General features: G+C 58.3%; 26 protein-coding genes. 11 read left to right on the forward strand and 15 right to left on the reverse strand.

Annotated features, from left to right (window positions below; all coding sequences use genetic code 11):
• Window positions 1-70: 70 nt before the first annotated feature.
• Window positions 71-979, forward strand: coding sequence for a transcriptional regulator GcvA (locus tag ACA074_RS12855; RefSeq protein ID WP_497679322.1), 909 nt, complete (start codon window positions 71-73; stop codon window positions 977-979).
• Between the two features lie 123 nt (window positions 980-1102).
• Window positions 1103-1516 (forward strand): cupin domain-containing protein, encoded by a 414-nt coding sequence (locus tag ACA074_RS12860; protein ID WP_497679175.1) that lies wholly within the window; start codon window positions 1103-1105, stop codon window positions 1514-1516.
• Window positions 1517-1519: 3 nt separating this feature from the next.
• Here ACA074_RS12860 and ACA074_RS12865 read toward each other — a convergent pair whose 3' ends face one another.
• The 3 genes from ACA074_RS12865 to ACA074_RS12875 all read right to left on the reverse strand — a co-directional run bounded on the left by ACA074_RS12865 (window position 1520) and on the right by ACA074_RS12875 (window position 3125).
• On the reverse strand, window positions 1520-1729 hold the full coding sequence (locus ACA074_RS12865) for a hypothetical protein (protein WP_497679176.1): 210 nt from the start codon (window positions 1727-1729) through the stop codon (window positions 1520-1522).
• Entirely contained in the window at window positions 1730-1915 is a 186-nt protein-coding gene (locus ACA074_RS12870; RefSeq protein WP_497679177.1) for a cupin domain-containing protein, read from the reverse strand.
• Window positions 1916-2225: 310 nt separating this feature from the next.
• A complete protein-coding gene (locus ACA074_RS12875; RefSeq protein ID WP_497679178.1) occupies window positions 2226-3125 on the reverse strand; it encodes a LysR family transcriptional regulator in 900 nt (299 codons plus the stop codon).
• A gap of 141 nt (window positions 3126-3266) precedes the next feature.
• Between ACA074_RS12875 and ACA074_RS12880 the strand changes: the two genes are divergently transcribed.
• The 7 genes from ACA074_RS12880 (at window position 3267) to ACA074_RS12910 (ending at window position 11379) form a co-directional block, all read left to right on the forward strand.
• A complete protein-coding gene (locus ACA074_RS12880; protein WP_497679179.1) occupies window positions 3267-4472 on the forward strand; it encodes an MFS transporter in 1206 nt (401 codons plus the stop codon).
• Window positions 4473-4787: 315 nt separating this feature from the next.
• Window positions 4788-5333, forward strand: a complete 546-nt coding sequence (locus ACA074_RS12885; RefSeq protein WP_497679180.1) for a fimbrial protein — start codon at window positions 4788-4790, stop codon at window positions 5331-5333.
• 71 nt (window positions 5334-5404) lie between these two features.
• Complete coding sequence (locus tag ACA074_RS12890) at window positions 5405-6145, forward strand: fimbrial biogenesis chaperone (protein WP_497679181.1); 741 nt, start codon at window positions 5405-5407, stop codon at window positions 6143-6145.
• A 35-nt stretch (window positions 6146-6180) separates the two neighbouring features.
• Window positions 6181-8775, forward strand: coding sequence for a fimbria/pilus outer membrane usher protein (locus ACA074_RS12895; RefSeq protein ID WP_497679182.1), 2595 nt, complete (start codon window positions 6181-6183; stop codon window positions 8773-8775).
• Window positions 8775-9875, forward strand: a complete 1101-nt coding sequence (locus tag ACA074_RS12900) for a fimbrial protein (RefSeq protein ID WP_497679183.1) — start codon at window positions 8775-8777, stop codon at window positions 9873-9875. Before ACA074_RS12895 ends, ACA074_RS12900 begins: the two co-directional genes overlap by 1 nt.
• Before the next feature lie 256 nt (window positions 9876-10131).
• Entirely contained in the window at window positions 10132-10380 is a 249-nt protein-coding gene (locus tag ACA074_RS12905; RefSeq protein ID WP_497679184.1) for a hypothetical protein, read from the forward strand.
• Between the two features lie 69 nt (window positions 10381-10449).
• Window positions 10450-11379, forward strand: a complete 930-nt coding sequence (locus ACA074_RS12910) for a ZIP family metal transporter (RefSeq protein WP_497679185.1) — start codon at window positions 10450-10452, stop codon at window positions 11377-11379.
• Window positions 11380-11585: 206 nt separating this feature from the next.
• Here ACA074_RS12910 and ACA074_RS12915 read toward each other — a convergent pair whose 3' ends face one another.
• The 5 genes from ACA074_RS12915 to ACA074_RS12935 form a co-directional block, all read right to left on the reverse strand.
• On the reverse strand, window positions 11586-12623 hold the full coding sequence (locus ACA074_RS12915; protein WP_497679186.1) for an XdhC family protein: 1038 nt from the start codon (window positions 12621-12623) through the stop codon (window positions 11586-11588).
• 12 nt (window positions 12624-12635) lie between these two features.
• Window positions 12636-13988 (reverse strand): c-type cytochrome, encoded by a 1353-nt coding sequence (locus ACA074_RS12920; protein ID WP_497679187.1) that lies wholly within the window; start codon window positions 13986-13988, stop codon window positions 12636-12638.
• A 17-nt stretch (window positions 13989-14005) separates the two neighbouring features.
• On the reverse strand, window positions 14006-16261 hold the full coding sequence (locus tag ACA074_RS12925; protein ID WP_497679188.1) for a xanthine dehydrogenase family protein molybdopterin-binding subunit: 2256 nt from the start codon (window positions 16259-16261) through the stop codon (window positions 14006-14008).
• On the reverse strand, window positions 16261-16716 hold the full coding sequence (locus ACA074_RS12930; protein ID WP_497679189.1) for a (2Fe-2S)-binding protein: 456 nt from the start codon (window positions 16714-16716) through the stop codon (window positions 16261-16263). The genes ACA074_RS12925 and ACA074_RS12930 overlap by 1 nt, the downstream gene beginning before the upstream one ends.
• Window positions 16717-16804: 88 nt before the next feature.
• Window positions 16805-17737: an AraC family transcriptional regulator gene (locus tag ACA074_RS12935; RefSeq protein ID WP_497679190.1), complete on the reverse strand. Its 933-nt coding sequence runs from the start codon at window positions 17735-17737 to the stop codon at window positions 16805-16807.
• 230 nt (window positions 17738-17967) lie between these two features.
• Between ACA074_RS12935 and ACA074_RS12940 the strand changes: the two genes are divergently transcribed.
• Complete coding sequence (locus ACA074_RS12940) at window positions 17968-19164, forward strand: MFS transporter (RefSeq protein ID WP_187680407.1); 1197 nt, start codon at window positions 17968-17970, stop codon at window positions 19162-19164.
• Between the two features lie 31 nt (window positions 19165-19195).
• Here ACA074_RS12940 and ACA074_RS12945 read toward each other — a convergent pair whose 3' ends face one another.
• The 7 genes from ACA074_RS12945 to ACA074_RS12975 form a co-directional block, all read right to left on the reverse strand.
• A complete protein-coding gene (locus tag ACA074_RS12945) occupies window positions 19196-19633 on the reverse strand; it encodes an SRPBCC family protein (protein WP_497679191.1) in 438 nt (145 codons plus the stop codon).
• Window positions 19634-19699: 66 nt separating this feature from the next.
• Window positions 19700-20086 carry a nuclear transport factor 2 family protein gene (locus tag ACA074_RS12950; protein WP_497679192.1) on the reverse strand — a complete coding sequence of 129 codons (387 nt, stop codon included), beginning with the start codon at window positions 20084-20086 and terminating at the stop codon, window positions 19700-19702.
• 59 nt (window positions 20087-20145) lie between these two features.
• Window positions 20146-20526 carry a nuclear transport factor 2 family protein gene (locus ACA074_RS12955; RefSeq protein WP_497679193.1) on the reverse strand — a complete coding sequence of 127 codons (381 nt, stop codon included), beginning with the start codon at window positions 20524-20526 and terminating at the stop codon, window positions 20146-20148.
• Window positions 20527-20596: 70 nt separating this feature from the next.
• A complete protein-coding gene (locus ACA074_RS12960) occupies window positions 20597-21340 on the reverse strand; it encodes an SDR family oxidoreductase (RefSeq protein WP_497679194.1) in 744 nt (247 codons plus the stop codon).
• 73 nt (window positions 21341-21413) lie between these two features.
• Window positions 21414-22517, reverse strand: coding sequence for an alkene reductase (locus ACA074_RS12965; protein WP_497679195.1), 1104 nt, complete (start codon window positions 22515-22517; stop codon window positions 21414-21416).
• A gap of 92 nt (window positions 22518-22609) precedes the next feature.
• A complete protein-coding gene (locus ACA074_RS12970) occupies window positions 22610-23866 on the reverse strand; it encodes a cation:dicarboxylate symporter family transporter (protein WP_497679196.1) in 1257 nt (418 codons plus the stop codon).
• Between the two features lie 113 nt (window positions 23867-23979).
• Window positions 23980-24405, reverse strand: a complete 426-nt coding sequence (locus ACA074_RS12975; protein ID WP_497679323.1) for a VOC family protein — start codon at window positions 24403-24405, stop codon at window positions 23980-23982.
• Between the two features lie 154 nt (window positions 24406-24559).
• Between ACA074_RS12975 and ACA074_RS12980 the strand changes: the two genes are divergently transcribed.
• On the forward strand, window positions 24560-25435 hold the full coding sequence (locus ACA074_RS12980) for a LysR family transcriptional regulator (protein WP_497679197.1): 876 nt from the start codon (window positions 24560-24562) through the stop codon (window positions 25433-25435).
• Window positions 25436-26213: the final 778 nt, after the last annotated feature.

Genomic DNA, 26213 nt, shown 5'->3' on the forward strand with positions numbered 1-26213 from the left:
CACTGAGCGTTTCGCAAAGGTCATTTCGAGTGTTAGCGTATGACAAAATCTCATGAGTATTGAACGTCATATGGTCGCCAGATTGCCCTCCTTGAATGGTTTGAGAGCCTTCGAGTCCGCTGCTCGGCACATGAGCTTTACTTTGGCTGCGCAGGAGCTGAACGTCACGCAAACCGCGATCAGTCATCAGATACGTCGACTCGAAGATGAGCTTGGCGTGCCTCTGTTTCTGCGGTTGAAGGACGGTTTGGCGCTCACGGCAGACGGGCATGCCTACTTGCCCGGCATCCGTTCGGCGTTTCACGAATTGCGCTATTCAACGGAGCAATTGCTGGCGTCGCGCAACAACAGCGTGCTGACCATCAGCACCTTGGTGTCGGTGGCATCCAAGTGGTTGCTGCCGCGCCTGCCTTCATTTCAGCAGGCATTTCCTGAGATTGAAGTACGAGTCAGCGCTTCTACCGATCTGGTGGATTTTCGCAAGGGTGGCATTGATGCCGCGATTCGCTATGGCCGAGGTGACTGGAAGGGCCTGCGTGCCGATTTTTTGATGTCCGATGAGATTTTTCCCGTGTGCAGCCCCGCGTTACTCGGTGGGACAAAGGCCTTGAATGCGCCTGCTGATTTGGCCCATCACACGATGCTGCAAGTTAGTGGTATGACCGGCGGAGACTGGAGCGTCTGGCTCAGCGCAGCGGGCCAGCCAGCGCAACTGGCCCAAGGACCACGGTTGACCTTCGATCTGGCAATGATGGCCGTACAGGCCGCCGTTGACGGGCAGGGGGTTTGCATCGGGCGCTCGACCTATGTCGACGACGACCTGCAGGCCGGGCGACTGGTGGCGCCTTTTGCTCTGCGCTTGAAGGATGATCTGGGTTTCTATCTGGTGACACCTCATGAAACCGCCGACTCTAAAAAGATCGTCGCCTTGCGGACATGGTTGCTGGCGCAGCAGCAGAACAGCGAAAGGTTTGTATAAGCGTGTATCAATCACGCCCGTGTACACACGCCAATAACAAATACCGGGTTTAAGACACATCAGCCATACATGCCCCGCGCAAAGTAGCGGTCACCACACCACTACGTACAAGAGGGCAACACTATGCGCCGTCCACTGTTTCTGGCTACCGCTGTAATACTCACTTCGATGACCGCGATCGCACACGCCGCTGACACGCAACCCAAGAGCTGGCAACAAGGCCTGAGCCGCACGGATCTGGTTCGCCAGGATCTGGGCGCCGCCGATCGCGAAGTCATTCAGGCACGGGTCGATTTCGAGCCAGGCGTGACCTCGCCAAGGCACGCACACCCGGGTGTCGAAGTCGCGTATGTGATCAGCGGCACTTTCGAATATCAACTTGAGGGCAGGGCGGCAGTGACGCTGAAGGCCGGGGATTCACTGTTCATACCGGAAGGTGTTGCGCACATCGCCAAAAACATCGGTACGGACAAGGGGTCGGAGTTGGCGACTTACATCGTCAAGAAGGGCGAGCCCGTGTTGATTCTCAAACCGTAGGCTTCAATGGAGCGTCACTGCCCGGCGACTTTCGCCAATCCTGATCCGGTCGAGCGCCCGGTTCAACGCATCAAGGGCATCGAGAAGGGCTTTGGCTTCAGCCTCTCGACCATCGCCCCACAGGCGTTCGGCCATTTTGTTCAAGGCCTGAATTGAGCGCTCGATTTCTGCGGCAGTTGCGGCCTCTTTGCTGACGGGCTGTTTCTTGGGCATTCAGTGATTTTCCCGCGTGGCATTGCGTAGCGTGCAGTTATACCGGTTGACCTGCATGCCGCGCTCGGGCGGAACGACCCAGTTGCCCTCATCGGTGATCACGCCTTTTGCGGCGCAGGCGAATTGTCCGCGTGAATGATCGTGAGTCGGGAACAGCGCTCCGTCGGCATAGTCACGGGCGGTCACGACAGCGTCGGGCGATGGGTGCTGGCAGGGTGGGAGGGTTATTTCTCGCATGGCCCGATTCTAATGAAAGTTGGCCTGTGACTGAAAGCGGGCCAGGTTGAATGTCGGCATATTTCTCTGGCACGAGCACTGAGGCTCGGCTCCGGGAAAGTCTGATCATGCAGAAGAGGGCTCGGGGAAGGTGCGGATGTTGCTGAATCGTGAACCTGTCTCTGAGAGCAATTGAAGCCGGGTCATTGGCCAAACCACACAGCGACTCACTCTATGGGCTGGCTATTTGGCGTGTTTGCATTCGCGCCATCATCAGCGATTACATGCCTGCCATAAGCGCCTCCAGCACCACCCGAACTTTGGGAAGCGTTTCACGGCTTTTGACCCATGCTACATGGATCTCCATTCCCGGGCTTGCCAGCTGTGGAAGTACCTCCACCAGCACCCCTTCCTTGAGCTTTTGGTTTATCAGCCACGACGGCAACTGGGCAATCCCGCAGCCAGCCACAGCGGCCATCATCAGTGCATCGCCATTGCCCACGACCCATTGAGGCGTGATTTGCTTAAGCAGCGTCTCTCCCTGCTCGCCACTGTAACGCCAGGGACTGATGTTGCCGTCCAGCCAGCCATAAGCCATGCACTGATGGTGCTTGAGATCCTGCTCGGACAGCGGGACACCATGGCGGGCCAGGTAGTCGGGCGATGCACAGAAGAGATGTTGTTCTCTGGCAAGCAGGCGATGCTCTATCGTTTGTGGCCAGACATCCGCGTCTCCGATACGCACGACAATGTCCACACCCTCCTTGAACGGATCGCCGAAACCTTCACTGAACGTTATGTGGGGTATCAGCATTGGATGAGCTTTGCCAAATTGCAGGAGGATTGGCAGCACCTGTGCGCGACCCAACGCGCTCGGCAGATCGATGCGTACTCGACCGCGAGGCTCGGCATTTTCGCCTTGAAGTGAACGTTCGGCGTTCTCCAGATCGGCAAGCACACCCGTACATGTACGCAGAAACGCAACGCCCGCATCCGTCAGCGCCAATTTTCGCGTTGTACGCTGAAGCAATTGAGCGCCCAGTCTTTTTTCCAGCCGGGCGATGCTTTTGCTGATGGCCGACGCGGTCAGGTTCATTTTCTCGGCGGCCGCCGTGAAGCTGCCGAATTGCGAAACACAGACGAACACATCAATCCCCTTCAAGCGTTCAGAGGAAAACATAGGCAGTCCTTATTCATGAATTCAATTCCAGCCAATAGATAAAAACCATCCTAAATCAGAACTTAAGTCAGCAGTAAGCTATGTCTATCTGCGCGAGCTGATCGTGAGGCTTGCGCTTTAAACATGGATGATGAGGCTCGAATGCTGGCTACGTTGAAAACCTATCCCTCTACCATCAACCTACTGCTTTGTGCGTCACTGGTACTGACACTCGCTCGCGCGATCACGCTGCCGTACCTGGTCATTTATTTGTCGGGCAACTTTGGTTTGAGCATCGCCGATATCGGTCTGGTCATCGGCAGTACGCTGATCATCGGCTCGTTGCTGAGCATGTACGGCGGGTTTTTGGTGGACACACTGTCCAATTACCGGCTCATTCTGACGTTCTGTGGTCTGTTCACATTGGGGTTTTTCGGGGCGTTAGTGGCACCCGAACTCTGGCTTTTTTATCTCAGCCTGGTGTCGATCAATCTCGCGTACTCGGTGATCGATATCGCCGTGAAATCAGCCTTTGGCACCCTGCTACCCGTCGCGCAGCGCAGTGAAGTGTTTTCGATCAAATACACGCTGACCAATATCGGCTATGCCGTCGGACCGTTTCTGGGCGCGTGGTTGGCCGGTGTGAACGTCAGCCTGCCGTTTCTAATATCTGCGGGGCTGGGGGCCGGGTTCTTCCTGGTCTACTGCGTGTGGGGCGATAAAAGCGTGGTAACTGTCGAGCCGCACCGTCAAGACACCCCGTTCCTGGCGGTTGGTCAACTTATGCTGCGTGATTACCGGTTGGTTTGTTTTACCTTGGGCGGATTACTCAGCGCGGTGGTGTTCGGGCAGTTCACCGCCTATCTTTCGCAATACCTGATCGTCACCACCACGGCCCAGACTACCTACCGAATTATCAGCACCGTTGTCGCGACGAATGCCCTGATGGTGATCGCTCTGCAATACACCATCGGCAAACGAATTTCCCGGCAGTACTTGAATCTTTGGCTGGCGAGCGGACTGTTTATGTTCATCCTCGGGCTGGCAGGTTTCGCGATGTCCCACACTTTGACGTTCTGGGTGTTGTCCATGGCAATTTTCACGCTGGGTGAAATCATCGTATTCCCTGCCGAATTCATGTTCATCGACAGCATCGCGCCGAGCCATCTACGGGGCATGTACTACGCCGCCCAAAACCTGAGCAACGTAGGCGCAGCGCTAGGGCCCGTCCTTTGCGGAATAGTGCTGGCCACGCAGCCGGCGCACTATATTTTCTACATGCTTATATTTTTCGTGATTACCGGGGGAATGTTGTACTGCATGGGAATCACCATGGCTGGCAGAGCAAAGGCTGAATGTATCAAATGAATATCACCCACTGTCTTGGGATGTAAGTCGGCGACAGGCAATGGCAGCTTCCGGACGATTACAGCCCGTCAGGAGGGCCTTACTTTGTGTACCTCGCAAATATCGATGCGCACCATTGTCCTCGAATACTGTTAATCGCCGATGGCAGGAAAATTCCTACAAGTCGAAGGGAAGGCTCCTACGGGAATACTCTCTCCAAAAGACCAAGATTGTCTCGTCGCCCAGGTAGATGGCTTGTAAATCACGACGCATTCCGCGCCGGACAACCATCCAGACTTACGCGACGGGTTCGTATCTTACTTTTGGAGTTGTCCCATGAATCGCAAAGCTCTCGCTATCGCTGTACTGGCTGCCGCCTCTGGCGCCCAGTTCGCCAACGCCGCCGACGGCACCATCAATTTCAATGGCGAGCTGGTCAACCAGACCTGCACCATCTCTGTTGACGGCGTGGTTTCCCCTGCTGTCGCCACCGTGACCCTTCCAACCATCTCCACGGGTCTGCTGACTACTGCTGGGCAGGTTGAAGGCCAGACCGGTTTCAACATCCAGTTGAGCAGCTGCGTGGGTACCGCGACCACCGCTGCGGCGTTCTTCAACGCCGGTTCGACCGTTGACCCGGTCAGCGGCAACCTGAACAACATGACCGGCACCGCGAACAACGTGCAGCTACAACTGGTTGACCAGCAGGGCGGTGCAGTGATTCAGGCGGGTAACACCAACCAGATCACCAAAACCACTCGCAACACCATCGACGGCACTGGCGCGGCCAACATGCCGTACGCCGTGCAATACATCGCCACTGGCGCAACCACGCCGGGCACCGTGGTCAGCTCCGTGACCTACAACGTCGACTACCAGTAAGCCGATAGCCCTCTGACGTGCCCTGAACCATGAGGTAAGGGCCCGTCTGAGTGCGGCAAAAGAGGTGCGTCATGCGTTATGCAAGTCTGTTTCGAGTCAGTGCAGTGTTGATGCTGTGCATGCTGATGTATTCGCAAGCCAAGGCCGGTGTGGTGATCACCGGGACGCGTCTGGTGTACCCAGCGAGTCAGAAAGAAGTCACCGTCAAATTGAACAACAACGGCGCGCGTCCCGTGCTGGTGCAATCGTGGGTCGACAGCGGTGATATCCAATCGAGTCCTACCAGCTCCAAGTCGCCGTTTGTGCTGTCTCCACCGGTGTCGCGTATCGACCCGAGCAAGGGCCAAAGCCTGCGCCTGATGTTCACCGGCGCAGCGTTACCGACCAACAAGGAGTCGGTGTTCTGGCTCAACGTGCTGGAAATCCCGCCGAAGGCCGAAGGCCCGACGGATCTCAACATGCTGCAAATGGCTTTCCGTTCACGGATCAAGATCTTCTATCGCCCCGACGGTCTGCCGGGTAATCCCAACGAGGCGATGCAGCAGGTGCAATGGAAAGTCGTGCCGGCGGACAAGGGTTTTGCCTTGCAGGCATTCAATCCGAGCGCGTTCCACATGTCCCAGGTCGAACTGGCCCTGACAGTTGGCGCACAACGTTTCGAGAGTGAGAACGGCATGGTCGGTCCGGGTGAAACCAAGACATTTGCCTTGCCAACACTCAAGTCGATGCCCGGTGCTGCGGCGCAGGTCGAGTTCAACGCCATCAATGACTACGGCGCTTTGGTGCCGTTAAAGCAACCGCTCAAGCCCTGACTTTCCCGCGAACGTTTTTAGCGCACGAGTAACCTATGAAGACTCTTCCATGCCTGGGCGCGCGCCTGCAGGCACGACCTCGCTTTGCCCTGAATCCGCTGACCGCTCTGGTTCTCCAGACACTGGCCGGTGTTTCAGGTGCGTTCGCCACCCAGGCATGGGCCGAAGACGTGCAGTTCAACGACGCGTTTCTGCCTGAGGATTCGCGCAGCCTCGATCTGGCTGCTTATCAGCAGGGCAACCCGGTGTTGCCCGGCGAGTACCGTGCCGACATCGCGGTCAACGGTAAACTGATGACGCGTCAGGACATCCGCATCAATGCCGAAGCCGATGGCAGCCACCCGACGGTGTGCTTCAGCCGTGGCTTACTGGAATTGATCGGCGTGGATTTTCGTCGCCTGTCCGCTGAAGCGATGGCGAGCGTTGAAAGCGGCGCCTCATGCCTGGATATCGTGCAATTGATCGAAGGCGCGAGTGCAACGTTTTCGCCCTCCAATCAGCAACTCGACATCAGTATTCCGCAGGTTGCCTTGCGCCGCGATGCGCGTGGTTATGTCAGTCCAGAACTATGGGATCGCGGCGTGACCGCCGGGACTCTGAGCTACAACTTCAACGCCAACCACAACAAGACCGACAGCGGCAATTACGACTCGGCGTATCTGGGGCTGAATGCCGGGTTGAACATCGGTGACTGGCGTCTGCGCCACAATGGTTCGGCGAGTTGGGACAAGTCCAACGGTCATAATTATCAGGTGCTCAACACCTACGCCCAGCGCGATGTCACCTCGCTCAAGAGTCAGTTGACGGTGGGCGAAGCCAACACCAGTGGCGAGATTTTCGACACCTTGGCCTATCGCGGTGTGCAACTGGGCACCGACGATCGCATGCTGCCGGAATCTCAGCGCGGCTATGCGCCGGTGATCCGTGGCATCGCCCGCACCAGCGCGCGAGTCGCTGTGCGGCAGGCCGGCAATCTGCTGTATGAAACCACGGTGGCGCCGGGCGCCTTCGTGATCGATGACCTGTACTCGACCGGTTATGGCGGCGACCTCGAGGTGACCGTCTACGAAGCCGACGGCAGCGAGCAATCGTTCATCGTGCCATTTGCCTCGACTGCGCAATTGCTGCGTCCGGGGACCTCGCGTTTCAGCGTGACTGCCGGGGAAACCCGCAATAACTATATCGACAGCCAGGCAAAGCTTTTTCAGGGCACCTATCAGCGTGGTCTGAGCAATATTTTCACCGGTTACGGTGGATCGCAACTGAGCGATGACTACCGTGCGGCGCTCGGTGGCCTGGCGTTCAGCACGCCGGTCGGGGCGATGGCGGTGGACGTTACTCATGCGCAGACCGACCTCAAGAGCGGCACCGCCACTGGCCAGAGTGCGCGCTTGAGCTACAGCAAAAACATCCTCAGCACCGGCAGTAATTTCGCCGTGGCAGCCACCCGTTTTTCCACGGAAAACTACCTGGATTTCAGCAACGCCGTGCAGTTGATCGATGCTGAACGCAACGGCCTGGACAGCAGCCTTTACGGTCGCCCGCGCAGTCGTCTGTCTCTGACCGCCAACCAGAGCTTGGGCGACTGGGGCCAGGTGGCCTTCAACGGTTTCACCCAAAACTACTGGAACCTGCCGGGTCGCGATGTGCAGTACCAGTTAAGTTACAACAAGCAGCACGGTTCGGTGAGTTATGGCGTCAGCGCCAATCGGGCGCGCATGGGCATGGGCGAGATGGACACCAGCTTGCTGTTTACCGTGAGCATGCCGCTGGAGTTCGGCTCCACGGTCAATCGCCCGCAACTGTCGGCGCGGGTCATGCGTGACACCCATGGCACTTACAGCGAGCAAGCGACGCTCAGCGGCACCGCCGGTGAAGACCGTCAGTACAACTATGGCGTGACGGCCGGCCATGACGGCGCAACTCGCGCCAACAGTACCTCGGTCAACGGTCAGTACATCGGCCCCAAAGCCATCGTCGGCGCCACCGTCAGCCGTGGTGAGGGCTACGACAGCCTGTCGCTGAATGCCAGCGGCAGCGTGGTCGCGCACCCGAACGGCGTGACGCTGACCCCGTATCGCGGCGAAACCATGGCGGTCCTCACCGCCGAAGGCGCCGAGGGCGCGAAGGTGGTGGGCTTCCCGGGCTTGCGTCTCGATAAGCGTGGCAACGCGGTGGTGCCGTACTTGCGTCCTTATGAGCTGAACGAAGTGGCGATCGATCCGTTGGGCACCGACATGAACGTCGAGTTGAGCGAAACCAGTCAGCAGGTCGCGCCGCGTGCCGGCGCTGTGGTGGCGCTCAAATACGGTACGCAAAACGGTCAAGCGCTGTTGCTCAACGTCACGTTGGCCGACGGCAGCAGCCTGCCGTTCGGCGCCAGCGTGGTCGATGACCGTGGCGTGTCGGTCGGTGTGGTCGGGCAGGGCGGTCAGCTCTACGCCCGGGTCAAGGACAACGCGCGCCGACTGTTGATCAGTTGGGGCACTCAGGCCGGTCAGCAATGCGCATTGCCATTGCCGTCGGTGAAAAGCGCAGGCAAGCAACTGCAGCAAGTGGATGCAGTGTGCTCGGTCGCTCAAACAGATAATCGCGTTGCTTCTGTGAACAGCGCACCGGAGTACAAGTGATGAAAAAAATCGGATTGTTCAAGTCGAGTCTGGCGGTGGCCGGGCTGACGTTGATGGCGGGCGCGGCACTGGCTGACTGCAACTTCATTGACGGGACATCAACCATGGTCAGAACGCAGCCGCTGCTGGGCGGCAATTTGACGGTGGGGCGCGATGTACCGTTGGGTGCGGAAATTTATCGGCAGACGTTCCAGGCGGCGAATTCTGTACGGCTGTCTTGTTCCGCCGGTTTGTACAACATTGAAACCCGTCGAGGTCTGCCGGTCAAACCGCTGGCCTTGTCCTCCTGGGCTGGATCGCCTTGGGCAGGCAATGTCTATCAGACCGGCGTTCCCGGCATTGGCATTGCCATTTGGTACGCCGGTAATGCATTGCCATATACCGGCAATGGATCCAACTGTGGCGGTGGCGTCAACGCTTGCGTCTGGAACATCCAGGGCACACTGGCGTTCGATATATCGTTTATCAAAATAGGTGAAGTATCACCTGGCACGATTCAGGGGGCACAGTTACCGACGGTGGATCAGCGCTGGCAGTCAAGCAACAACATTGAACTCAGCCGGGTCAATTTTTCTGGCGCAATCAACATCGTCTCGCGCACCTGTTCGACACCAGACGTGTCAGTGCCGATGGGCACGCACAGGCTCAACGAATTTTCCGGCAAGAACTCGTTCACGCCGTGGAAGGATTTCTCGATTGCCCTGAACAACTGCCCGGCGTTCCACGGTTATTACCAAGGCACCGGTCCGCGCTGGTTAAGCGACGGCAGTAGTAACAACCTCGACTCGCGCAAGAATAACGTACTGCAGGTTCGCCTGGATCCGACCCGTGCAGCAATCACCCCCAACCTCGGGATCATGAGCCTTAACCCAAGCGCCCCCGGCGAAGATCCGGCGGCTACCGGAGTCGGCCTGCAAGTAGCCGACAGTCATGGTACGCCATTACCGCTGGCCACTTTGCGCGCCAGTGGCATCACTCCGCGTGCCGTCGAGGGCGCCAGTTACACTATCCCGCTGAAGGCTCGCTACATCCAGACCGAAGACAGCATCACCGCCGGCCCGGCCAATGCAACAGCCACCTTTACCATCAACTACTACTAACGAGCCATATTTGCATACGATTGAGCGTCAATTGGCCTTCGACGCGCCTTGGGCGATTCGGGTAAGGGAGGGAAGCCGCACTGGAGGGTTAAATCGGCATGGACAGAGGTGTGCTCATCAGTTCGTGGGCAGAGTCTGAATGTCCTCACGCTTATCAACTCCTTTGAACTCTCCACGGAATTGATCCGTCCTCTGCTCTGAGGGGCGCAGGCCAACCGTGCTGCGTAGCCCCATCCGATATGCAGGGGTGACCGACATGAATGCCTTCAAGAACCAACTGACGCCGGCTCAAGAATCCAGATTGCTCGCCCTGGATGCCTGGCATCGCGCGTTGGAAAATCGCCAACTGCGCATGGAGTGTCCTGATGCTTATCACGATGCACTGCTGCGTCATACGGATGAGATGGATCGCCTCGGCATGCTGACCTGGGCCGAGTGGCATGACTTGCGCGTGGAGGCTGACAGAGCGTATCTGCGAGCGGTCGCCGGAGAGGACTATCACTGAAGCATTTGCGTTCATGGCGATGTCGGAACCCTGGAACGTCGCAGCTATTCAAGAAAACAGGAGATCGTCATGCCCGAACCGTTGACCTCGTCCGACGCGCCTTTTCGAACCTGGTTCGCCCGATTCTCAGGCCCTGGATGGGGCGGACGGGTTTTCTGGGCAGTGCTGATTGGCGTAACTGTTTTGCTGTTGATCAGCGGCTATGGCGCTTTCGTCGGTGCCAACAAACAAAATCTGTATTTTGCCTTCCTCGGTGGAATGTCCGGCTTCGCCGCGACAGCGGCCGGTGCCGTTGCAGCGATTGCGTTGCGCAATATCGCTGCACGTACTCAAGACACCATGCTCGGGTTTGCCGCCGGCATGATGCTCGCCGCCAGTTCTTTTTCGCTGATCCTTCCCGGCATCGAGGCGGCGCAAGCGCTGTGCGGCAATCAACTGCTTGCCGCATGTGTTGTCGTTGCAGGGTTGGCGCTGGGCGTGGGGTTGATGGTTGGCCTGGATCGTTTCGTCCCCCACGAGCACGATAAAAGTGGCCGTCGCGGGCCTGAATCCAAGCGCATCAATCGGGTCTGGTTGTTCGTTTTGGCGATCACGCTGCACAACCTGCCGGAAGGCATGGCCATCGGTGTGAGTTTCGCCAACGGTGACATGCAGGTGGGCTTGCCTCTGACCACCGCCATTGCCATTCAAGACATCCCCGAAGGTTTGGCTGTCGCGTTGGCGTTACGCGTGACGGGCATTTCCGCACTGCGCGCGGCGCTGATCGCCGTCGGGTCAGGATTGATGGAGCCGATCGGCGCTATTGTCGGCCTGGGTATATCCAGCAGCTTCGCGCTGGGTTATCCCATCGCCCTCGGTCTGGCTGCCGGCGCGATGATTTTCGTGGTGTCCCACGAAGTGATTCCCGAGACCCACCGCAATGGCCACGAAACCCCTGCGACGCTTGGCTTGATGCTTGGATTCGGGGTGATGATGTTTCTCGATACCGCCCTGGGATAGAGCCCGTCGTCAGTCTCGCCAGAGTCGCCGCAAATCTGATGACTGAGGAAAGGGGGGCTGATGACGTTGAATGTCGAGATCCAATATCCCGGTTTGATATCTTCAGCGTAGACATCCTGGTGAGGTTTTTGTCACCAGAGCTTTTCCGGCCGGGTCCTCAGCATTCACAGAGGGCTTTTTTGCATCTGTAAAACGCAAATGCAGAGTCAAGGCAATGATGAACGAGCAGATGAGGCCACAGATTCAATGGCGTGTTTAGCTTGGGCAACGCTGAGTTCACTCGGCAAGCTCGCACCATTCTTGGCCGCAAGAATCTCGGCCATCACGCTGACGGCGATTTCCGCAGGCGTCTTGCTGCCGATGTAGAGGCCGATCGGTCCGTGCAAACGCTCCAGCGAGGCCTGGGTCTCACCAAAATGCTCGATCAGGCGTTCGCGACGCAGCTGGCTGTTGCGCCGCGAGCCTATGGCGCCGATGTAAAACGCCGGGCCATGGAGGGCTTCGAGCAGCGCCAGATCGTCGAGTTTCGGGTCATGACTCAAAGCGACGATGCAGGTTCGCAGATCGACCGCGAAGTCGCGGACCACGTCATCCGGCATGCCGACGATGCGCTCCACGCCGTCTACCGCCCAAGTCTCGATGTATTCCGGACGTGGATCGCAAACCGCTACCTTGAAGCCGTTGAACAACGCCATGGTGGCCAGGTACTCGGACAATGCGCCGGCACCGATCATGAGCATCCGATAGCCCGGTCCCAGCGTATTTAGCATCTGTTGGCCGTCAAACGTGAACTGCTCCGGGGTCGCCGTGGGTGCGAGCGTCACCTGGCCGGACGCCACTGCCAGGCAGCGGCGCACCAGCCGCCCGCCATCCAGATGGATCAGCAGTTCATCGAGCGACTGCCAGGACGGGCTGAACTCGAGGATCAGTTCAAGCGTGCCACCGCAGGGCAAGCCGAATCGATGCGCCTCATCGGCGCTGACGCCATAGCGCACCACTTGCGGTGCGCTGTCGTCAAAACCACTGCCGCCATGGGCCGTGGTATAGCGATGGATCAAATCGTCTTCGATACAGCCCCCGGACACGCTGCCCACCACTCGACCGTCGTTACGCAAGGCCATCATCGACCCTGTCGGGCGCGGCGAAGAACCCCAGGTGCGCGCCACCGTTGCGAGCAGTACACGCTCGCCGGCGGCGAGCCAGTCCCGCGCCGTGCGCAGGACCAGCAAGTCGATGCTTTCCATCGGGCTCTCCTCTTAGCGCATGTGCAGGATGATCGGGCTGCTGCTGGCCGGATCGGTGTGTTCGCGCAGCTTGCCAACCGCCTGTGCATCAACAGCACTGCCCTGATTACCCCAGGTGCTGCGCATGAATGTCAGTACCTCAGCAATTTGCTGATCCGATAACTGCTCGCGGAATGCCGGCATGCGATAGGCGTCCGGTACACCGGCAGCCACGACACGCTGCGAACCATTAAGGGTGATGTTGATCGCCGAGGCACTTTCTTTGGCCAGCGCAGAATTGGCACCCGCCAGCGGTGGCATCCATTGCGATTGTCCCTTGCCGTCCAGGCCGTGGCAGGAGGCGCAGCGCGTCTCGTAGGTGTGGGCGCCCGGCGCATTCAGGCGCGTCGCTGCCGAGACCTCTTGATACTGCCATGGCTGCCCGTCGCGCTGGCGGTCCCCAGGCAACGACTTGAGATAACGGGCAATGGCCGTCAGGTCTTCGTCGCTCATGAACTGCGTGGAGTTGTTGAACGCCTCGGTCATCGAGCCGTAGACCACCGCGTGCCTGTTGCGACCGGTCTTGAGGAACTGCACGATTTCCGGTTCGCTCCATCGACCCAGGCCTGTGTTGTGGTCATCGCGCAGGCTCGGCGCGTACCAGCCATCGAGCAAGGCGCCAGCGAGGTAAGGCGTACCGGATTCATCCAGCGCCTTCTCGTTGAACGCCAAGCCACGCGGCGTATGGCAACTGCCGCAGTGCCCGGCGCCCTGAACGAGGTAAGCGCCGCGGTTCCACACTTCATCCTGCGACGGTTTGGCCACGTAGGGCTCGGCGTCGACAAACACACCGTTCCACAGCGCAATCGGCCAACGCAGGTTCAGCGGAAAGGGAATGGCACTCGGGATGTTCGCCTGTTTGACGGGTGCCACGCCTTTCATGAAGAACGCATACAGCGCTCGCACGTCGTCATCACTGAGCTTGGCGTAAGACGGGTAGGGCATTGCCGGGTACAAACGTCGGCTCTCGGGTGCCACGCCGTGGCGCACGGCACGGTCGAAGTCCGCCAGGCTGTAGTGGCCGATGCCGGTTTCTGTGTCCGGGGTGATATTGGTCGCATGGATCGCGCCCAGCGGTGTGCCCATTTCCAGGCCGCCGGCGAACGGCGCACCACCTGGCACGCTGTGGCAAGCCACGCAATCGCTAAGCCTGGCGACGTATTCGCCACGGGCGACCAGCGTCGGTTCGATGTCGGCCGCAGCGATCGGTTGGCTTTCAAGGGGCGAGGCGGGCTCGCGGGTGACATACCAGGCCAGCAGGCCTGCCGCGACCAGGCACGGCACTGCCAGCCAGCCAGCGGTTCTTACGAATCGGCTGTTATTCATGGACGCTCCGGCGTTGATCAGGTGAAGGTGTGTCGGCTCATGGGCAGGCTGCGGACCCGTTGCCCGGTCAGCGTTGCCACTGCGTTCGCGACGGCTGGCGCCACGGCCGGCAACGGTGGTTCGCCGATACCGCCCATTTTTTCCCCGCTCTCGATGACACGCACGTGTACCCGTGCCATCCGCGCTGGCGGCAGGATCGGATACAAGTCGTAGTTGCGCGCCCGAGGTTTACCATCAATCCACACGGACTCTTCCACCAGCGTCTGGGACAGTCCCAACGCCACCGCGCCATTGACCTGAGCGTCGACAATCGCCGGGTTGACGATGCTGCCGGGGTCAATCGCCTGCCAGATGTCGTGGACCTTGACCTGGCCATTTTCGATGGACACCTCGGCGATCACGGCCGTCTCTGTACCGAACGGCGAAGCCATCGCCACGCCTCGCGCACGTTTGCTGCCGTCCTCGGCAGTAAACGGCCCGCGCTTCCAGCCGCCCGACAACTCACCCACTGCTTGCAGCAGCGTGGTCAGGCGCGGGTTGTCGCGCAGCAAACGCAGGCGCAGTTCGAACGGGTCCTTGCCACCCTTGTCGGCCAGTTCGTCAAGGAACGACTCATAGAAGAAGTCGTTGAGGGAATTGCCCACCGAACGCCAGTAACCGAGCATCGCCGGGCCTTTGACGTAGATCTGTGCAATCCGTTTGTTGGGGATTGCGTAGGACTTGCCCGACAACCCTTCAAGCGCCGTAGGGTCGAGCTTTTCACCTTGCTTGCCGGCGATGGCTTCAGTGGGACCTTCAGTGGCACTGATCGCTTCGATTGCCAGCGGCCAGCCGTCGCTATCAAGCGCCGCGCGGAAATTCACTGCGGCAACGGGACGGAGCACATCTCGCAGGAACTCTTCTTCTCGACTCCAGATCAGTTTGACCGGGCGGCCAACTGCCTTGGACAGCTCGATCGCCTGAGGATAGGGGCTGGCTGAGTCGTAGAGGAAATGTCGACCGAAGAATCCGCCCAGCAATGGCGAATGCAAGGTAATGCGAGACGCATCGAGCCCTGTGCGTTTGGCGATATCCGCACGGAACATGTCCGGTGCCTGATTAGGCAGCCAGACTTCCAGCGAACCGTCCGGATTGAATCTGGCGAGCGCAGAGGGCGGTTCCAACTGTCCGTGGTTCAGATATTGGTTATGGTAGGTGGCATCGACGCGGGACTTGGCATCGCCAAGAATCGAAGCCACATCCCCTTGGGTTTCATCATCTTTGGCAGGCCCTTTGTCATCGGCGAGTCGCTTGAGCCACGCATCGCTGGAAAAGTCGGCGGGCATCGGCCGCACTTTGCTGTCGGCCATTGGCTCTTGCCAGTCGACTTGAATCGCCTCCACCGCACGTTTTGCGTGCCACCAACGCTCGGCGACTACCGCCACGGCACCCGGCAGACGATGCACGGAATGCACGCCTTTCATTGCCTTGACCTGATCTTCGTTGCGCAGGTTGCCCACCGTCATACCCAGGCGCGGGGCATGCTGAACGGCGGCATGGAGCATGCCGTCGACCTTCAGATCGATGCTGTAAAGCGCCTTGCCCGTGGACTTGTCATAGGCATCGACGCGCTTGACCGGTTTACCGATCCAGCGAAACTGGCTCGGATCACGCAGCTTCACAGAGGCCGGATCGGGAACCGGCAGATCCATCGCGCGCTCGGCCAATTCACCGTACGTCAACGAGCGGCCCGACTTGGCATGTACGACTTTGCCAGGTTCGGTGGTCAACTCGGCGACCGGCACGCCAAGCTTTTCTGCACCCGCCAGTAAAAGCATGGCGCGGGCAAGTGCGCCGAGGCGCCGCATCACCGGGTAACTCATGCGCACCGACATACTGCCGCCGGTGACACGCATGCCGTTTTCCATCACCACATAGGCCTCGCCGGGCGGTGCGGCTTCGACCAGGAAGGTCGACGGGTCCGCATCCAGTTCTTCGCCGACAATCTGCGCCATCGCGGTGAACGTACCTTGGCCGCCTTCCATGAACGGGCACAGCAGACGCACGCGATTGTCCGGGCGGATCTCCAGAAACGCGGGAACCTGTGTGCCGCGCTCGAGCGGTGCAGTCGCCGCCGCTGCAGCTTGCACACGTGTCGAACCGAGCGGCAGGCCAAAGCCGAGCACCAGTGCGCCCACAGCGGTACCGGTCAAGAAGCGTCTGCGCGACACATTCACCGGATCGTGCAGATCAAGCGCTGGTACTTCCTGGGGAGGGTCGATACGGACATTCATCACGCTTCTCCCTTGCCGGCAAGCTCATGCATCGCGGCATGAATGGCGTTGTAAGTGCCGCAGCGGCACAGGTTGACCATCGCGGCGTCAATCTGTGCATCACTCGGCTTGGGGTTTTGTTTGAGCAGGGCCGTGGCGGCCATCACCTGGCCGGACTGGCAGTAGCCGCATTGGGCGACTTGCAGATCGACCCAGGTCGAGACGACCCTTTTGCCCACGTCATCGGCTTCGATGGCCTCAATGGTGGTGACCTCGCGGCCGACCACACCAGCCACTGGCGTGACGCACGAGCGCACGACATTGCCGTCCACCAGCACGGAGCAGGCGCCGCATTGCGCCAGTCCGCAGCCGTACTTGGTACCGGTCATGCCCAGATCATCGCGGATCACCCACAGCAGGGGGGTATCGGCGTCGGCATCGACCTGATAGGTCTTCTGGTTGATTCGTAGTTCCATGGTTCACCCGCTTGATCATCGGTTGACGTGAATTTTTATAAGCGGTGAAACGCTGCGAGGCGCATCACCGGTAAAGCGTGTCGTTCGCTCAACTGGCCGTGTTGTCGAGCGCTTGCGCCTCGAATGGCTGGCCACGCAGCAGCGAAATGTCACGACTGGGCGCGGTCCCAAACAGGCGGCCATATTCGCGGCTGAACTGCGAAGGACTTTCATACCCGACAGCAAATGCCGCTCGCGAAACGTCCAGACGCTCCATCAACATCAGCCGACGGGCCTCGTTCAGCCGCAGCCACTTCTGGTATTGCAGCGGGCTCATGCCGGTGAGCTGGCGGAAATGATGGTGAAAGGTGGGAGCGCTCATTTGCACTCGCGCCGCCAGATCATCGATGCGCAATGCATCGGTGAAGTTGACCTTGAGCCAGTCGATGGCTTTGGCGATGCGATAACCCTGGCCATCGACAGCCGTGATCTGCCGCAGCCGTGCCCCTTGATCGGTATAGAGCAGCCGATAGTGGATTTCCCGCAGGATCAGCGGCGCGAGCACCGGGATCGCCTCGGGCTCATCGAGCAATGCCAGCAGGCGATCGAGCGCACCTTCCAGGGCGGTCGACATAGTGCCAATGCCTGCGCCTGTGCCGGTGGAGGGTTGTCGCTTCGCAGGCATGCCAACCTTGGTGATGACCTCGGCGAGCATGCTCACATCCAGTTTCAGCACGAGCCCGACACAAGGCTGTTCGGGACTGGCTAGCATCACTTCGGAATTGGCTGGCAGGTCCAGCGACGTGACCAGAAACCGCGAAGGGCCGTAGCGGTAGCCTTCGCCACCGACCCACAAGCGCTTTTCCCCACGGCCTACGAGAATGAGGCTTGGTTCGATCATGCACACGACAGGGGGTGCCGGCTGGTCGCGACGAAACAGCGACAGCCCGGGTATGGACGTGACGAAATCACCCGGTGCGCTCACGCGCGGGTCAATGTTCAACGCCAAAGGTGATTCATGGCGCATGGGGGTATCCATCATGGCGGGTCGCTCCTGTTGACCGAACTCTAATCCGCTGCAGAGGCGTTTCCTATCCACCACCCTGCATCCTCAGAGGATCAGGCAAGCATTCAAGAGGAATGCACTAGGGCAGAGGCGGATCGACCGGGAGAATGTGTCTATCTGTTACAGGGGAGTGCCCGTATGGGCGACAAACTGCTTGAACCCCTGCGCATCACATCCACACGTTTTTCGCACCAAAGGTAGTTCCCATGACTTCTCCCTCTACAGAAAAACGCGGCTGGAGCGCGGTGCTTGCCATGTCGTTGGCCGCATTCGCCCTGGTCGCTTCAGAGTTCATGCCCGTCAGCCTGCTGACACCCATTGCGGCAGACCTGCACATCACGGAAGGCCAGGCAGGGCAGGGTATTTCCGTGTCCGGTGCCTTTGCATTGATCACAAGCCTGGTCATTGCATCGATCGCCGCTCGCGTAGAACGCAAGAAGTTGCTGCTGTGTCTGACCTTGCTGATGATCGTGTCAGGCACGGTCGTCGCGCTCGCGCCAGGCTATCCTTCATTCATGATCGGACGTGCTTTGATCGGCATAGCCATCGGCGGTTTCTGGTCATTGTCGGCGGCGACGGCAATGCGTTTGGTAAAGCCTGATCAGGTTTCCCGAGCGCTGGCCATCGTCAATGGAGGTAACGCTCTGGCCACGGTAATCGCCGCACCGGCGGGCGCGTTCCTTGGCTCGCTGATAGGCTGGCGCGGCGCTTTCTTCTGTGTGGTTCCTGTTGCAGTGCTTGCAGCCGTATGGCTGCTGATCAGCCTGCCGTCGTTCAGTGCTGAGCGCCAGGCAGGTAGCGGTAACGTTCTGCGGCTGATGAAGCAGTTGCCAGTCGCATTGGGGATGGTCGCGGTGAGCGTGTTTTTCATGGGGCAGTTCATGCTGTTCACTTATCTGCGGCCATTTCTTGAGGGCGTGACTGGCGTCAGTGTCTCAACGTTGTCCTTCATGCTGCTGGGGCTGGGACTTGCAGGGTTTATCGGCACCTTTCTGATCGAAAGGTTTATGGGGAGCAGCCTGTACCGCACGCTGACAGTTATCCCGCTGATCATGGCTGGCATCGCACTGGCTCTGGTGAACTTCGGCGAATCGCCGGTACTGACCGCTGTGCTGCTTGGCCTCTGGGGATTGGTCGCTACGGCCGCTCCGGTCGGATGGTGGACATGGCTGGCGAAAACGCTGCCTGATGATGCGGAAGCCGGAGGAGGCTTGCTTGTGGCTATCGTCCAACTGGCTATCGCTGGCGGTGCAATCATTGGTGGCCTGGCATTTGATCTGAGCGGTTACAAGGCCACATTCGAGCTCAGCGCAGCCGTGTTGGTCGCCGCTTCTGCGCTTGCTTGGCTAGCGGGTCGCCATGCCACCGAAGTTCATCTTGTCGGGTCGAACGCGACGGCCTGAAGAGATCGGGAAGGTGGCGTGCACCGATGCATTATTGAGTAAGCAAAGACTGCAAACCCTTGTGACCATCAACGATCAGGCTTCGAATCAACGCCTGATAGTGCTCTGCGGTATTCGGTTCCTGAAGGTCGAAACCTGCTGACCAGGTGACAAGGGTTTGTTCTTGTCCCGTGATCGCTACCAAACGTACCGTTGCGACATAGTTGTCCAGAGGCAGCGGCGCTTCCTCGATACAGTAGGACAGCGTTAAGGCGCGGTCATCGACCGACAATAAGCGCTCTCTGACAACCGCCCCGTCAGACAATGTCAGTTTGCGCAGACAACCGACTAATCCATCAGGTTCACCTCCTTCGATGCTGCTTTGTGCAATCGAGGGATGCCATTTATGGATCTCACCAAACTGCTTCACCACACTCCAGACGCGTTTTACATCGCTGTTCAGGACAGCGGAAAAATCAACCATTGGCATTGTCTACACCCTTTAAATGAACAGTTGGTCGATCCCGGAATCAGGTCCGCCGGGACCGGTTGATGCTTACACGTCGAACTGGTGATAAACCTTGGCGATCACCTTCCAGACGCCGTCAATTTTGATCAGCGTCAGGTAGTCGTTGTAGTCAGCGCCAATCGCATCGTTTTCCATGTCTACACGCACCACAGCGGTGGTCGGCGTGATTGCCAATACGTCGAGCCGGGTGGTGATTTCGGGTGCACTGCCGTTCTTTTCAACGAAATCAAACAGGTTGTTGATCGGGCCGCCGAGCAACTCTCCATTGGTGAAACCGTACATCACCGCGTGTTCATGGAAGGCTTGCGCAACGCTTTCAGCACTACCGATCCGGAGACCTTCAACATACTGATTGGCGATGGCGATGACAGCGTTGTACTCGGCGGTTGGTACTGCTTTGATGTTTTTCGACATGGTTCTTTCCTTTCAATGAAGGCGAGCTACAGCGGTTCCGATCAGAACCGCACGCGGCTTCATGCACTTGGGTGGGTGTGGTAGATCTTGCTGACGATCGTCCACTTGCCTTGCACCTTCAGCAGGTTGAAGAAGTCGGTGAAGCGAAACCCCGAAATGTCGTCGGTATCCACTCGGGCACTGGCTGCGGTGCCGACGATATCGATGCGAACGATTGCGGCTTTGGCTTCGGGAGAGGGGCGAAAGACGCTATCGATGACGTCGTACAGGTTCTGAATCGCGCCGCCGACGAGCTTGTCGCCGTCAACGCCAAACAGGGTCGCCTGCTCGTTGAATGCAGGCTTCATCAGCGTGCTGTCTGCCTTTGCGCCACCTTCGTTGTACTGGCTAAGCACCTCGACGATTGCGTTGTATTCCTGAACGTAGGTTGGAACGGACATGATGTATTCCTGAGTGAATAAATTAACGATGACAGCGAAGCGGCGGGCGGGCGTCATGACTGACCGATCGTCACCAATCCTGGCGGGTCGGTGAGATGATCAAGTCGTTGACGGTGACGTTTTCCGGTTGGTTGAGTGCGTAAATCACCGCTCGGGCGATATCGTCAGGTGCGATGGCGATCCGGTTCAGTTGCTGGGCAGCCTTGCGCCCCTCGGGGTCACTGACCTTGTCGGCCCAACCCGTATTGATCACGCCAGGGCTGACGGTATTGACGCGGATACCATGCTGCACGCCAAGCTCCTTGCGCATGGACTCGGTCATGGCCTGAACGAAAAACTTGGTAGCGCTGTAAACACCTGCGGCCGGTCCGACCTGGTGGCCCGCAACGGAATCCATGTTGAGGATCTGCCCGGACTTGTGCTCCAGCATCAACGGCAGCACCGCCGCAATAGCGTTGAGATAACCTTTGATATTTACGTCGATCATCTTTTCCCAATCCTGCACAGCCAGATCGACCCAGTTTGAGAACAGCATCAGCCCGGCGTTGTTCACCAGAATGTCGACGGTGCCGTAGGTTTCCCGGGCAAACCTGGCGAGTGCCTGGGTTTGATCCGGTTGAGTTACGTCAGTGGTAAAAGCGACCACCTCACTTCCGGCCTCGCGCAGTTCGCAGACGAAGGATTCCAGGCCTTTTTCATCGAGTGCGGCGGCAACGACACGTACACCGTGTGCTGCCAGTGCGCGGGTGGTTGCCGCGCCGATACCGGAGGACGCGCCGGTGACGATGGCGACCTTGTTTTGCAGATAGTTCATGCTCACACCTCATTGCGGGAATGCGATTGCGCTCCCTGCGCCCTGCTTGGCGCAGGAAATGGCTACTCAGGACTCAAGCGTTAGCGGTTGGCCAATCGATGTAACCTTTGGCGCCACCGCCGTAGTAGCTTTCGCGTGGCGCGATGGTCAGCTCGATGCCGCGACGCAGGCGCTCCACGAGATCGGGGTTGGAAATGAACAATCGACCAAACGCCACCGCGTCAATCCGGCCCTGCGCCCGACGCTCAAGTGCCATCGCCAGGTCGTAGTTGTTATTGCCGATGAACGCCCCTGCAAACTGCGCACTCAATGCATCCAGATCTACATCGTCAGGGACCGTGCGGGAAGTGGCCGTGGCGCCTTCAACGAAATGCAGGTAGGCCAGATTGAAGTTATTGAGTTGCTGGATCAGGTAGCCGTAAGTCGCCATGACGTTGCTGTCGGGAGGCGTATTACCGGCATCCGGCGTGACGGGCGAAAGGCGAATGCCGACGCGCTCGTTGCCCCAGATCGAAACCACGGCCTCGGTAACTTCTAGCGTCAGTCGTGCGCGGTTCTCGATGGAACCGCCGTATTGGTCGGTGCGTTGATTGGTGGAATCGCGAAGGAACTGATCGAGCAGATAGCTGTTGGCGGAATGGACCTCCACGCCATCGAAACCGGCCCGTTTGGCATTCTCTGCAGCCAGTTTGTATTGCTCGATGATGCCGGAAATCTCCGAGGTCTCAAGCGCACGAGGCATCGACACCTCGACAAAGCCCTTTTCGGTGTAAGTGCTACCTTCAGCCTTGATAGCCGAAGGCGCCACGGGTGCATCGCCGTTGGGCTGTAACTCGACGCTGGAAAAACGCCCCACGTGCCACAACTGGCTGACGATCTTGCCACCTGCCGCGTGCACGGCGTCGGTGACTTTTTTCCAGCCGGCGACCTGTTCTTCCGACCAGATCCCCGGCGTCATTGCATAGCCACGCCCTTGAGCCGAAATGTTCGTTGCCTCGGCAATGATCAGGCCGGCGCTGGCACGCTGAGCGTAATAAGTCGCATGCATTTCATTGGGTACGCCGTCGTCGGCCATTCGGCTACGTGTCACAGGTGCCATGACAATTCGGTTGGCCAATTGCAGCGCGCCCATTTGCATGGGTGAAAAAAGATCGGTTTCAAAGGCAATATCAGTCATAAAATCTCCAGTTAATTAGACCGGTCGTCTAGTAGGGTGCTAAATAAAAACGCCCCTATGGCAGCAGGCGCTTACTTGTGATCCGCCAGTGCTTAGCCGCATGCTGCTGGATGAGCCCGTGAAGGCTCCAGTTCGACTTTTTCCCACTTTGCGATCACCAGCGGCGCAATGGCATTACCCAATACATTCAGCGTGGTGGTGCCGCTGTCGATAATCCTGAAAATGCCGGCGATCAATGCCACACCCTCCAATGGAAGACCGGCAGATGCCAATGTGGCGGACAAGATGATGATGGCAAAACCCGGCACTCCTGCCGCCCCCTTTGAGGTCAGCACCATAGTCACCACCAGCAGGATCTGCTGGGACAGCGACAAGTCGATGCCATAAAGTTGCGCCACAAAGATCGTCGCCACCCCGAGAAAAATCGACGCACCATCGAGATTGAACGCATACCCCACCGGCACTACGAAACTGACGATCCGGCGCGGCACACCGTAGCTCTCCAGCTTGGTCATCAATTGCGGCATGACGGCTGCTGAGGCGGCGCTCGAAAACGCGAGGATCAGTTCATTGCGGAAGTACCGGATCAATTTGAAAATGTTTTCGCCAATCAAGTAGCAAATGCCACCCAGCACGACCAGTGCGAAAACAATCAGTGCCAGATATACAACGCCAATCAACTTGAGCAGGGGCAGCAGTGAGGCGAAACCAAAAGTCGCCACGGTCGCGCCGATCATGCCAAACACCCCGATCGGCGCGTAGGCCATGACGATGGAGACTACCTTGAACATCGCGTCCGAAATACTTTGAACCAGTGCGATGACGGGTGCGCTTTTGTCTCTCGGTAAAGCATTCAATGCCAGGCCGAAAAGAACGGCAAAAAACAGCACTGACAGTAACTTCGCCTCCGACATCGCCACCAATACATTGTCTGGAACGATGTTCTGCAAAATGACTAGCGCCCCTTTGGACGGCTCCATGTTGATGGCTGCAGAGCTATGCGAGACGCCAGAAATATCGGTACCTGTTCCGGGCTCGAAGAGGTTCGCAAAACACAACCCTATGACGATCGCCAGCGAGGTAATCGCAAAGAAGTAGCCGAGCGACTTAATGCCCATACGTCCAAACGACTTGCTGTCTCCACCGCCAGCAATACCCAGGATCATGCAACAGAACACAATCGGCACAACCACCATCTTCATCATCTTGATGAAGATGTCGCCGAGCGGTTTCAGAATCTCCGCGCTAACCCATGTTTGATATTGCGGATGCGTATTGAAGTACCAACCGACAAGCACGCCAAGCAACAGCCCGGCAACGATTTGCCACACCAGGGGAATACGTTTCATGTCTAGCCTTCTTGTTGGAATGAAAGGTCTGCGTCTATTCGCAGTTGCTAGAGTCATGAGCTTCCAGCTCACTTGAGATCCAATGGCACAACACAGTTGTGCCATTGATGTGCTTATTTCGCGAAGAGCTGGCTCATATCCTTGAATGCCTTGAACTCCAAAGCGTTGCCGCATGGATCAAACAGAAACATGGTGGCTTGTTCGCCCACCTGACCTTTGAAACGGATGTACGGTTCGATCACAAACTCGGTTCCGAAAGACTTGAGCCGCTCGGCCAGCGCTTCCCATTGCTCCCAACCCAGGATGATGCCGAAGTGCGGAACGGGAACGTCGTGACCATCGACCGGATTGCTGTGAACGCTCTCTTGCGAGGCGGTTTTCGGGTGCTCGTGGATCACCAGTTGGTGACCATAGAAGTCGAAATCGACCCACTGGCTGCTGGAGCGCCCTTCTTCAAGACCAAAAACCTCACCGTAAAAGGTCCGCGCTGAAGACAAGTCGTAAACAGGGATTGCAAGGTGGAAAGGCGAGAGGCTCATCAGAACTCCAAGTGTTTTTTGTTGGTTGGCGAACATTCCCACCGTCATTGGCTCTCTGGGTTCAGCCGTTGTCGGGGATGGGAAGTATCGTAGGTCGTATAACCAAACATAAAAATCAATATATATTTCTTAGAAACACAATTATTATTTGTGAATGATCAAAGAACTGAAGACACTCATTGCGGTGGCGCGGGAAGGCACTTTTGCCGCTGCCGGCAACAAGATCGGCCTCACTCAGGCGGCCGTCAGCGCACAGATCCAGCGCCTGGAGGCTGAGCTCGGTTTCGAAATTTTCGACAGAAAAGGGCGCACAGCCCACCTCAACAAAATGGGCCAGCAAATACTCCTGCAAGCGCAAGAGCTGCTCAGACTTTACGAAAGTCTGGGCTCAACGACGGTGGGGCAACCTCCAAGCGTGCTGGTGAACATTGGTGCTATCGCGTCCGTACAGCGTTCCTGTCTGCCCGATGCGCTGGCCAAATTTCACCAGCAATGTCCGCAGTGCCGCACGCGTGTCATCCCTGGGTTGTCGATGGAGTTGGTGAACCTCGTCGATGCCGGCGAAATCGACATGGCCGCTATCATTCGCCCTCCGTTTTCACTGCAAAGCGATCTGCGCTGGACGACGTTGGCGCTTGAGCCTTACCGTCTGATCGTGCCGCGCGATGTGCCCGGTGAGGACTGGTCGAAACTGCTTTCCAGCCAGCCATTCATTCGTTATGACCGATCATCCTTCGGCGGCCGACAGGTTGATCGCTTCCTGCGACAGATGCATTTCAACCTGCATGAAGTTTGCGAACTGGATGAGTTGGAGGCCATCGTCAAACTGGTCGAAAACGGCGTTGGCGTTGCGCTGGTACCGCAAACTACGCCGAATCCTGTATGGCCAGCAGGTGTCCGGGCACTCGACCTGGGCGTGCACACCTTTCACCGTGATATCGGACTGATACATCGATCTCGCCGAAGCTTTACTGAATCTGTGCGGACACTGGCTGACCTGATCAGTGATCAATTCAAGCGTGGCTTTTAACGAAGAGAGTTTTTCTCCAATGACCGCTGGGGTTCCAGCCAGTCAGAATGAAGCTGCGCAGAACGCTCTTGCAGCCATTCAATGAAAACCTGAACCTGGGGGCCATGCAAGATTGAAAACCGCAGCTTCGGCCTCCTCCCGATCATCATCTGTCGGCGCAGCCGCATACATGGCATTGCCGAAAGCCCGCAGTTGAAGCGATAGCCGACTGAATATGACCGGCTAGCGTTGCGTGCATCGCGGGATTCGCTGTCGGGCCTCGCTCAGTGCTCTGCACTACTACCCCCAATTCGGCAGCATCGGAAGTCTGGCCCGGGGCCGGGTTGTAGTTGCAGTCGTGCCAAGCTTGGCGCGCGGAATGGATTTTCATGCTGCCGTCCTCTTCAGTACCCTTTTTTTTCGCCCTATGTTCGCGAGCAGCACGCATGAACGCCAGCAAGCGGGAGCGGGCCGAGTACGTTGCCAAGGGCGTGTTTCGTCGAAAAGCCCCGACAAGTTCGGGACTTTTTTATGCGCGGAGAAAAAGAGAGGGCGACCGCAATGATTGCGCCCTGTGGGCGTCGGCGGCCCGGCGTAGGCCGCCCACGCTTCGATGAGCACTCGGTAGTCGGCGGACTGGGCATTGTGAGGCGTGGGCATAATTTGTGAAGTCTGCTTGGTTGACGCCCAGTTCGGTCGCCACCACTTTTTTCACATGTTGTTCGAACGTTTCCATGTTCATTCCCTTGCGGTTGGATGCGTACCACGAAACAGTGGCCGGCCCGCGCCGACCACTGGG

The organism is Pseudomonas sp. LBUM1655, assembly GCF_059716085.1.

Excerpts from the sequence above, each read along its gene's own strand:
- ACA074_RS12855 (WP_497679322.1), top strand. The coding sequence starts at position 71 with ATGGTCGCCAGATTGCCCTCCTTGAATGGTTTGAGAGCCTTCGAGTCC.
- ACA074_RS12860 (WP_497679175.1), top strand. The coding sequence starts at position 1,103 with ATGCGCCGTCCACTGTTTCTGGCTACCGCTGTAATACTCACTTCGATG.
- ACA074_RS12865 (WP_497679176.1), bottom strand. The coding sequence starts at position 1,729 with ATGCCCAAGAAACAGCCCGTCAGCAAAGAGGCCGCAACTGCCGCAGAA.
- ACA074_RS12875 (WP_497679178.1), bottom strand. The coding sequence starts at position 3,125 with ATGTTTTCCTCTGAACGCTTGAAGGGGATTGATGTGTTCGTCTGTGTT.
- ACA074_RS12880 (WP_497679179.1), top strand. The coding sequence starts at position 3,267 with ATGCTGGCTACGTTGAAAACCTATCCCTCTACCATCAACCTACTGCTT.
- ACA074_RS12885 (WP_497679180.1), top strand. The coding sequence starts at position 4,788 with ATGAATCGCAAAGCTCTCGCTATCGCTGTACTGGCTGCCGCCTCTGGC.
- ACA074_RS12890 (WP_497679181.1), top strand. The coding sequence starts at position 5,405 with ATGCGTTATGCAAGTCTGTTTCGAGTCAGTGCAGTGTTGATGCTGTGC.
- ACA074_RS12895 (WP_497679182.1), top strand. The coding sequence starts at position 6,181 with ATGAAGACTCTTCCATGCCTGGGCGCGCGCCTGCAGGCACGACCTCGC.
- ACA074_RS12900 (WP_497679183.1), top strand. The coding sequence starts at position 8,775 with ATGAAAAAAATCGGATTGTTCAAGTCGAGTCTGGCGGTGGCCGGGCTG.
- ACA074_RS12905 (WP_497679184.1), top strand. The coding sequence starts at position 10,132 with ATGAATGCCTTCAAGAACCAACTGACGCCGGCTCAAGAATCCAGATTG.
- ACA074_RS12910 (WP_497679185.1), top strand. The coding sequence starts at position 10,450 with ATGCCCGAACCGTTGACCTCGTCCGACGCGCCTTTTCGAACCTGGTTC.
- ACA074_RS12915 (WP_497679186.1), bottom strand. The coding sequence starts at position 12,623 with ATGGAAAGCATCGACTTGCTGGTCCTGCGCACGGCGCGGGACTGGCTC.
- ACA074_RS12920 (WP_497679187.1), bottom strand. The coding sequence starts at position 13,988 with ATGAATAACAGCCGATTCGTAAGAACCGCTGGCTGGCTGGCAGTGCCG.
- ACA074_RS12925 (WP_497679188.1), bottom strand. The coding sequence starts at position 16,261 with ATGAATGTCCGTATCGACCCTCCCCAGGAAGTACCAGCGCTTGATCTG.
- ACA074_RS12930 (WP_497679189.1), bottom strand. The coding sequence starts at position 16,716 with ATGGAACTACGAATCAACCAGAAGACCTATCAGGTCGATGCCGACGCC.
- ACA074_RS12935 (WP_497679190.1), bottom strand. The coding sequence starts at position 17,737 with ATGATGGATACCCCCATGCGCCATGAATCACCTTTGGCGTTGAACATT.
- ACA074_RS12940 (WP_187680407.1), top strand. The coding sequence starts at position 17,968 with ATGACTTCTCCCTCTACAGAAAAACGCGGCTGGAGCGCGGTGCTTGCC.
- ACA074_RS12945 (WP_497679191.1), bottom strand. The coding sequence starts at position 19,633 with ATGCCAATGGTTGATTTTTCCGCTGTCCTGAACAGCGATGTAAAACGC.
- ACA074_RS12950 (WP_497679192.1), bottom strand. The coding sequence starts at position 20,086 with ATGTCGAAAAACATCAAAGCAGTACCAACCGCCGAGTACAACGCTGTC.
- ACA074_RS12955 (WP_497679193.1), bottom strand. The coding sequence starts at position 20,526 with ATGTCCGTTCCAACCTACGTTCAGGAATACAACGCAATCGTCGAGGTG.
- ACA074_RS12960 (WP_497679194.1), bottom strand. The coding sequence starts at position 21,340 with ATGAACTATCTGCAAAACAAGGTCGCCATCGTCACCGGCGCGTCCTCC.
- ACA074_RS12965 (WP_497679195.1), bottom strand. The coding sequence starts at position 22,517 with ATGACTGATATTGCCTTTGAAACCGATCTTTTTTCACCCATGCAAATG.
- ACA074_RS12970 (WP_497679196.1), bottom strand. The coding sequence starts at position 23,866 with ATGAAACGTATTCCCCTGGTGTGGCAAATCGTTGCCGGGCTGTTGCTT.
- ACA074_RS12975 (WP_497679323.1), bottom strand. The coding sequence starts at position 24,405 with ATGAGCCTCTCGCCTTTCCACCTTGCAATCCCTGTTTACGACTTGTCT.
- ACA074_RS12980 (WP_497679197.1), top strand. The coding sequence starts at position 24,560 with ATGATCAAAGAACTGAAGACACTCATTGCGGTGGCGCGGGAAGGCACT.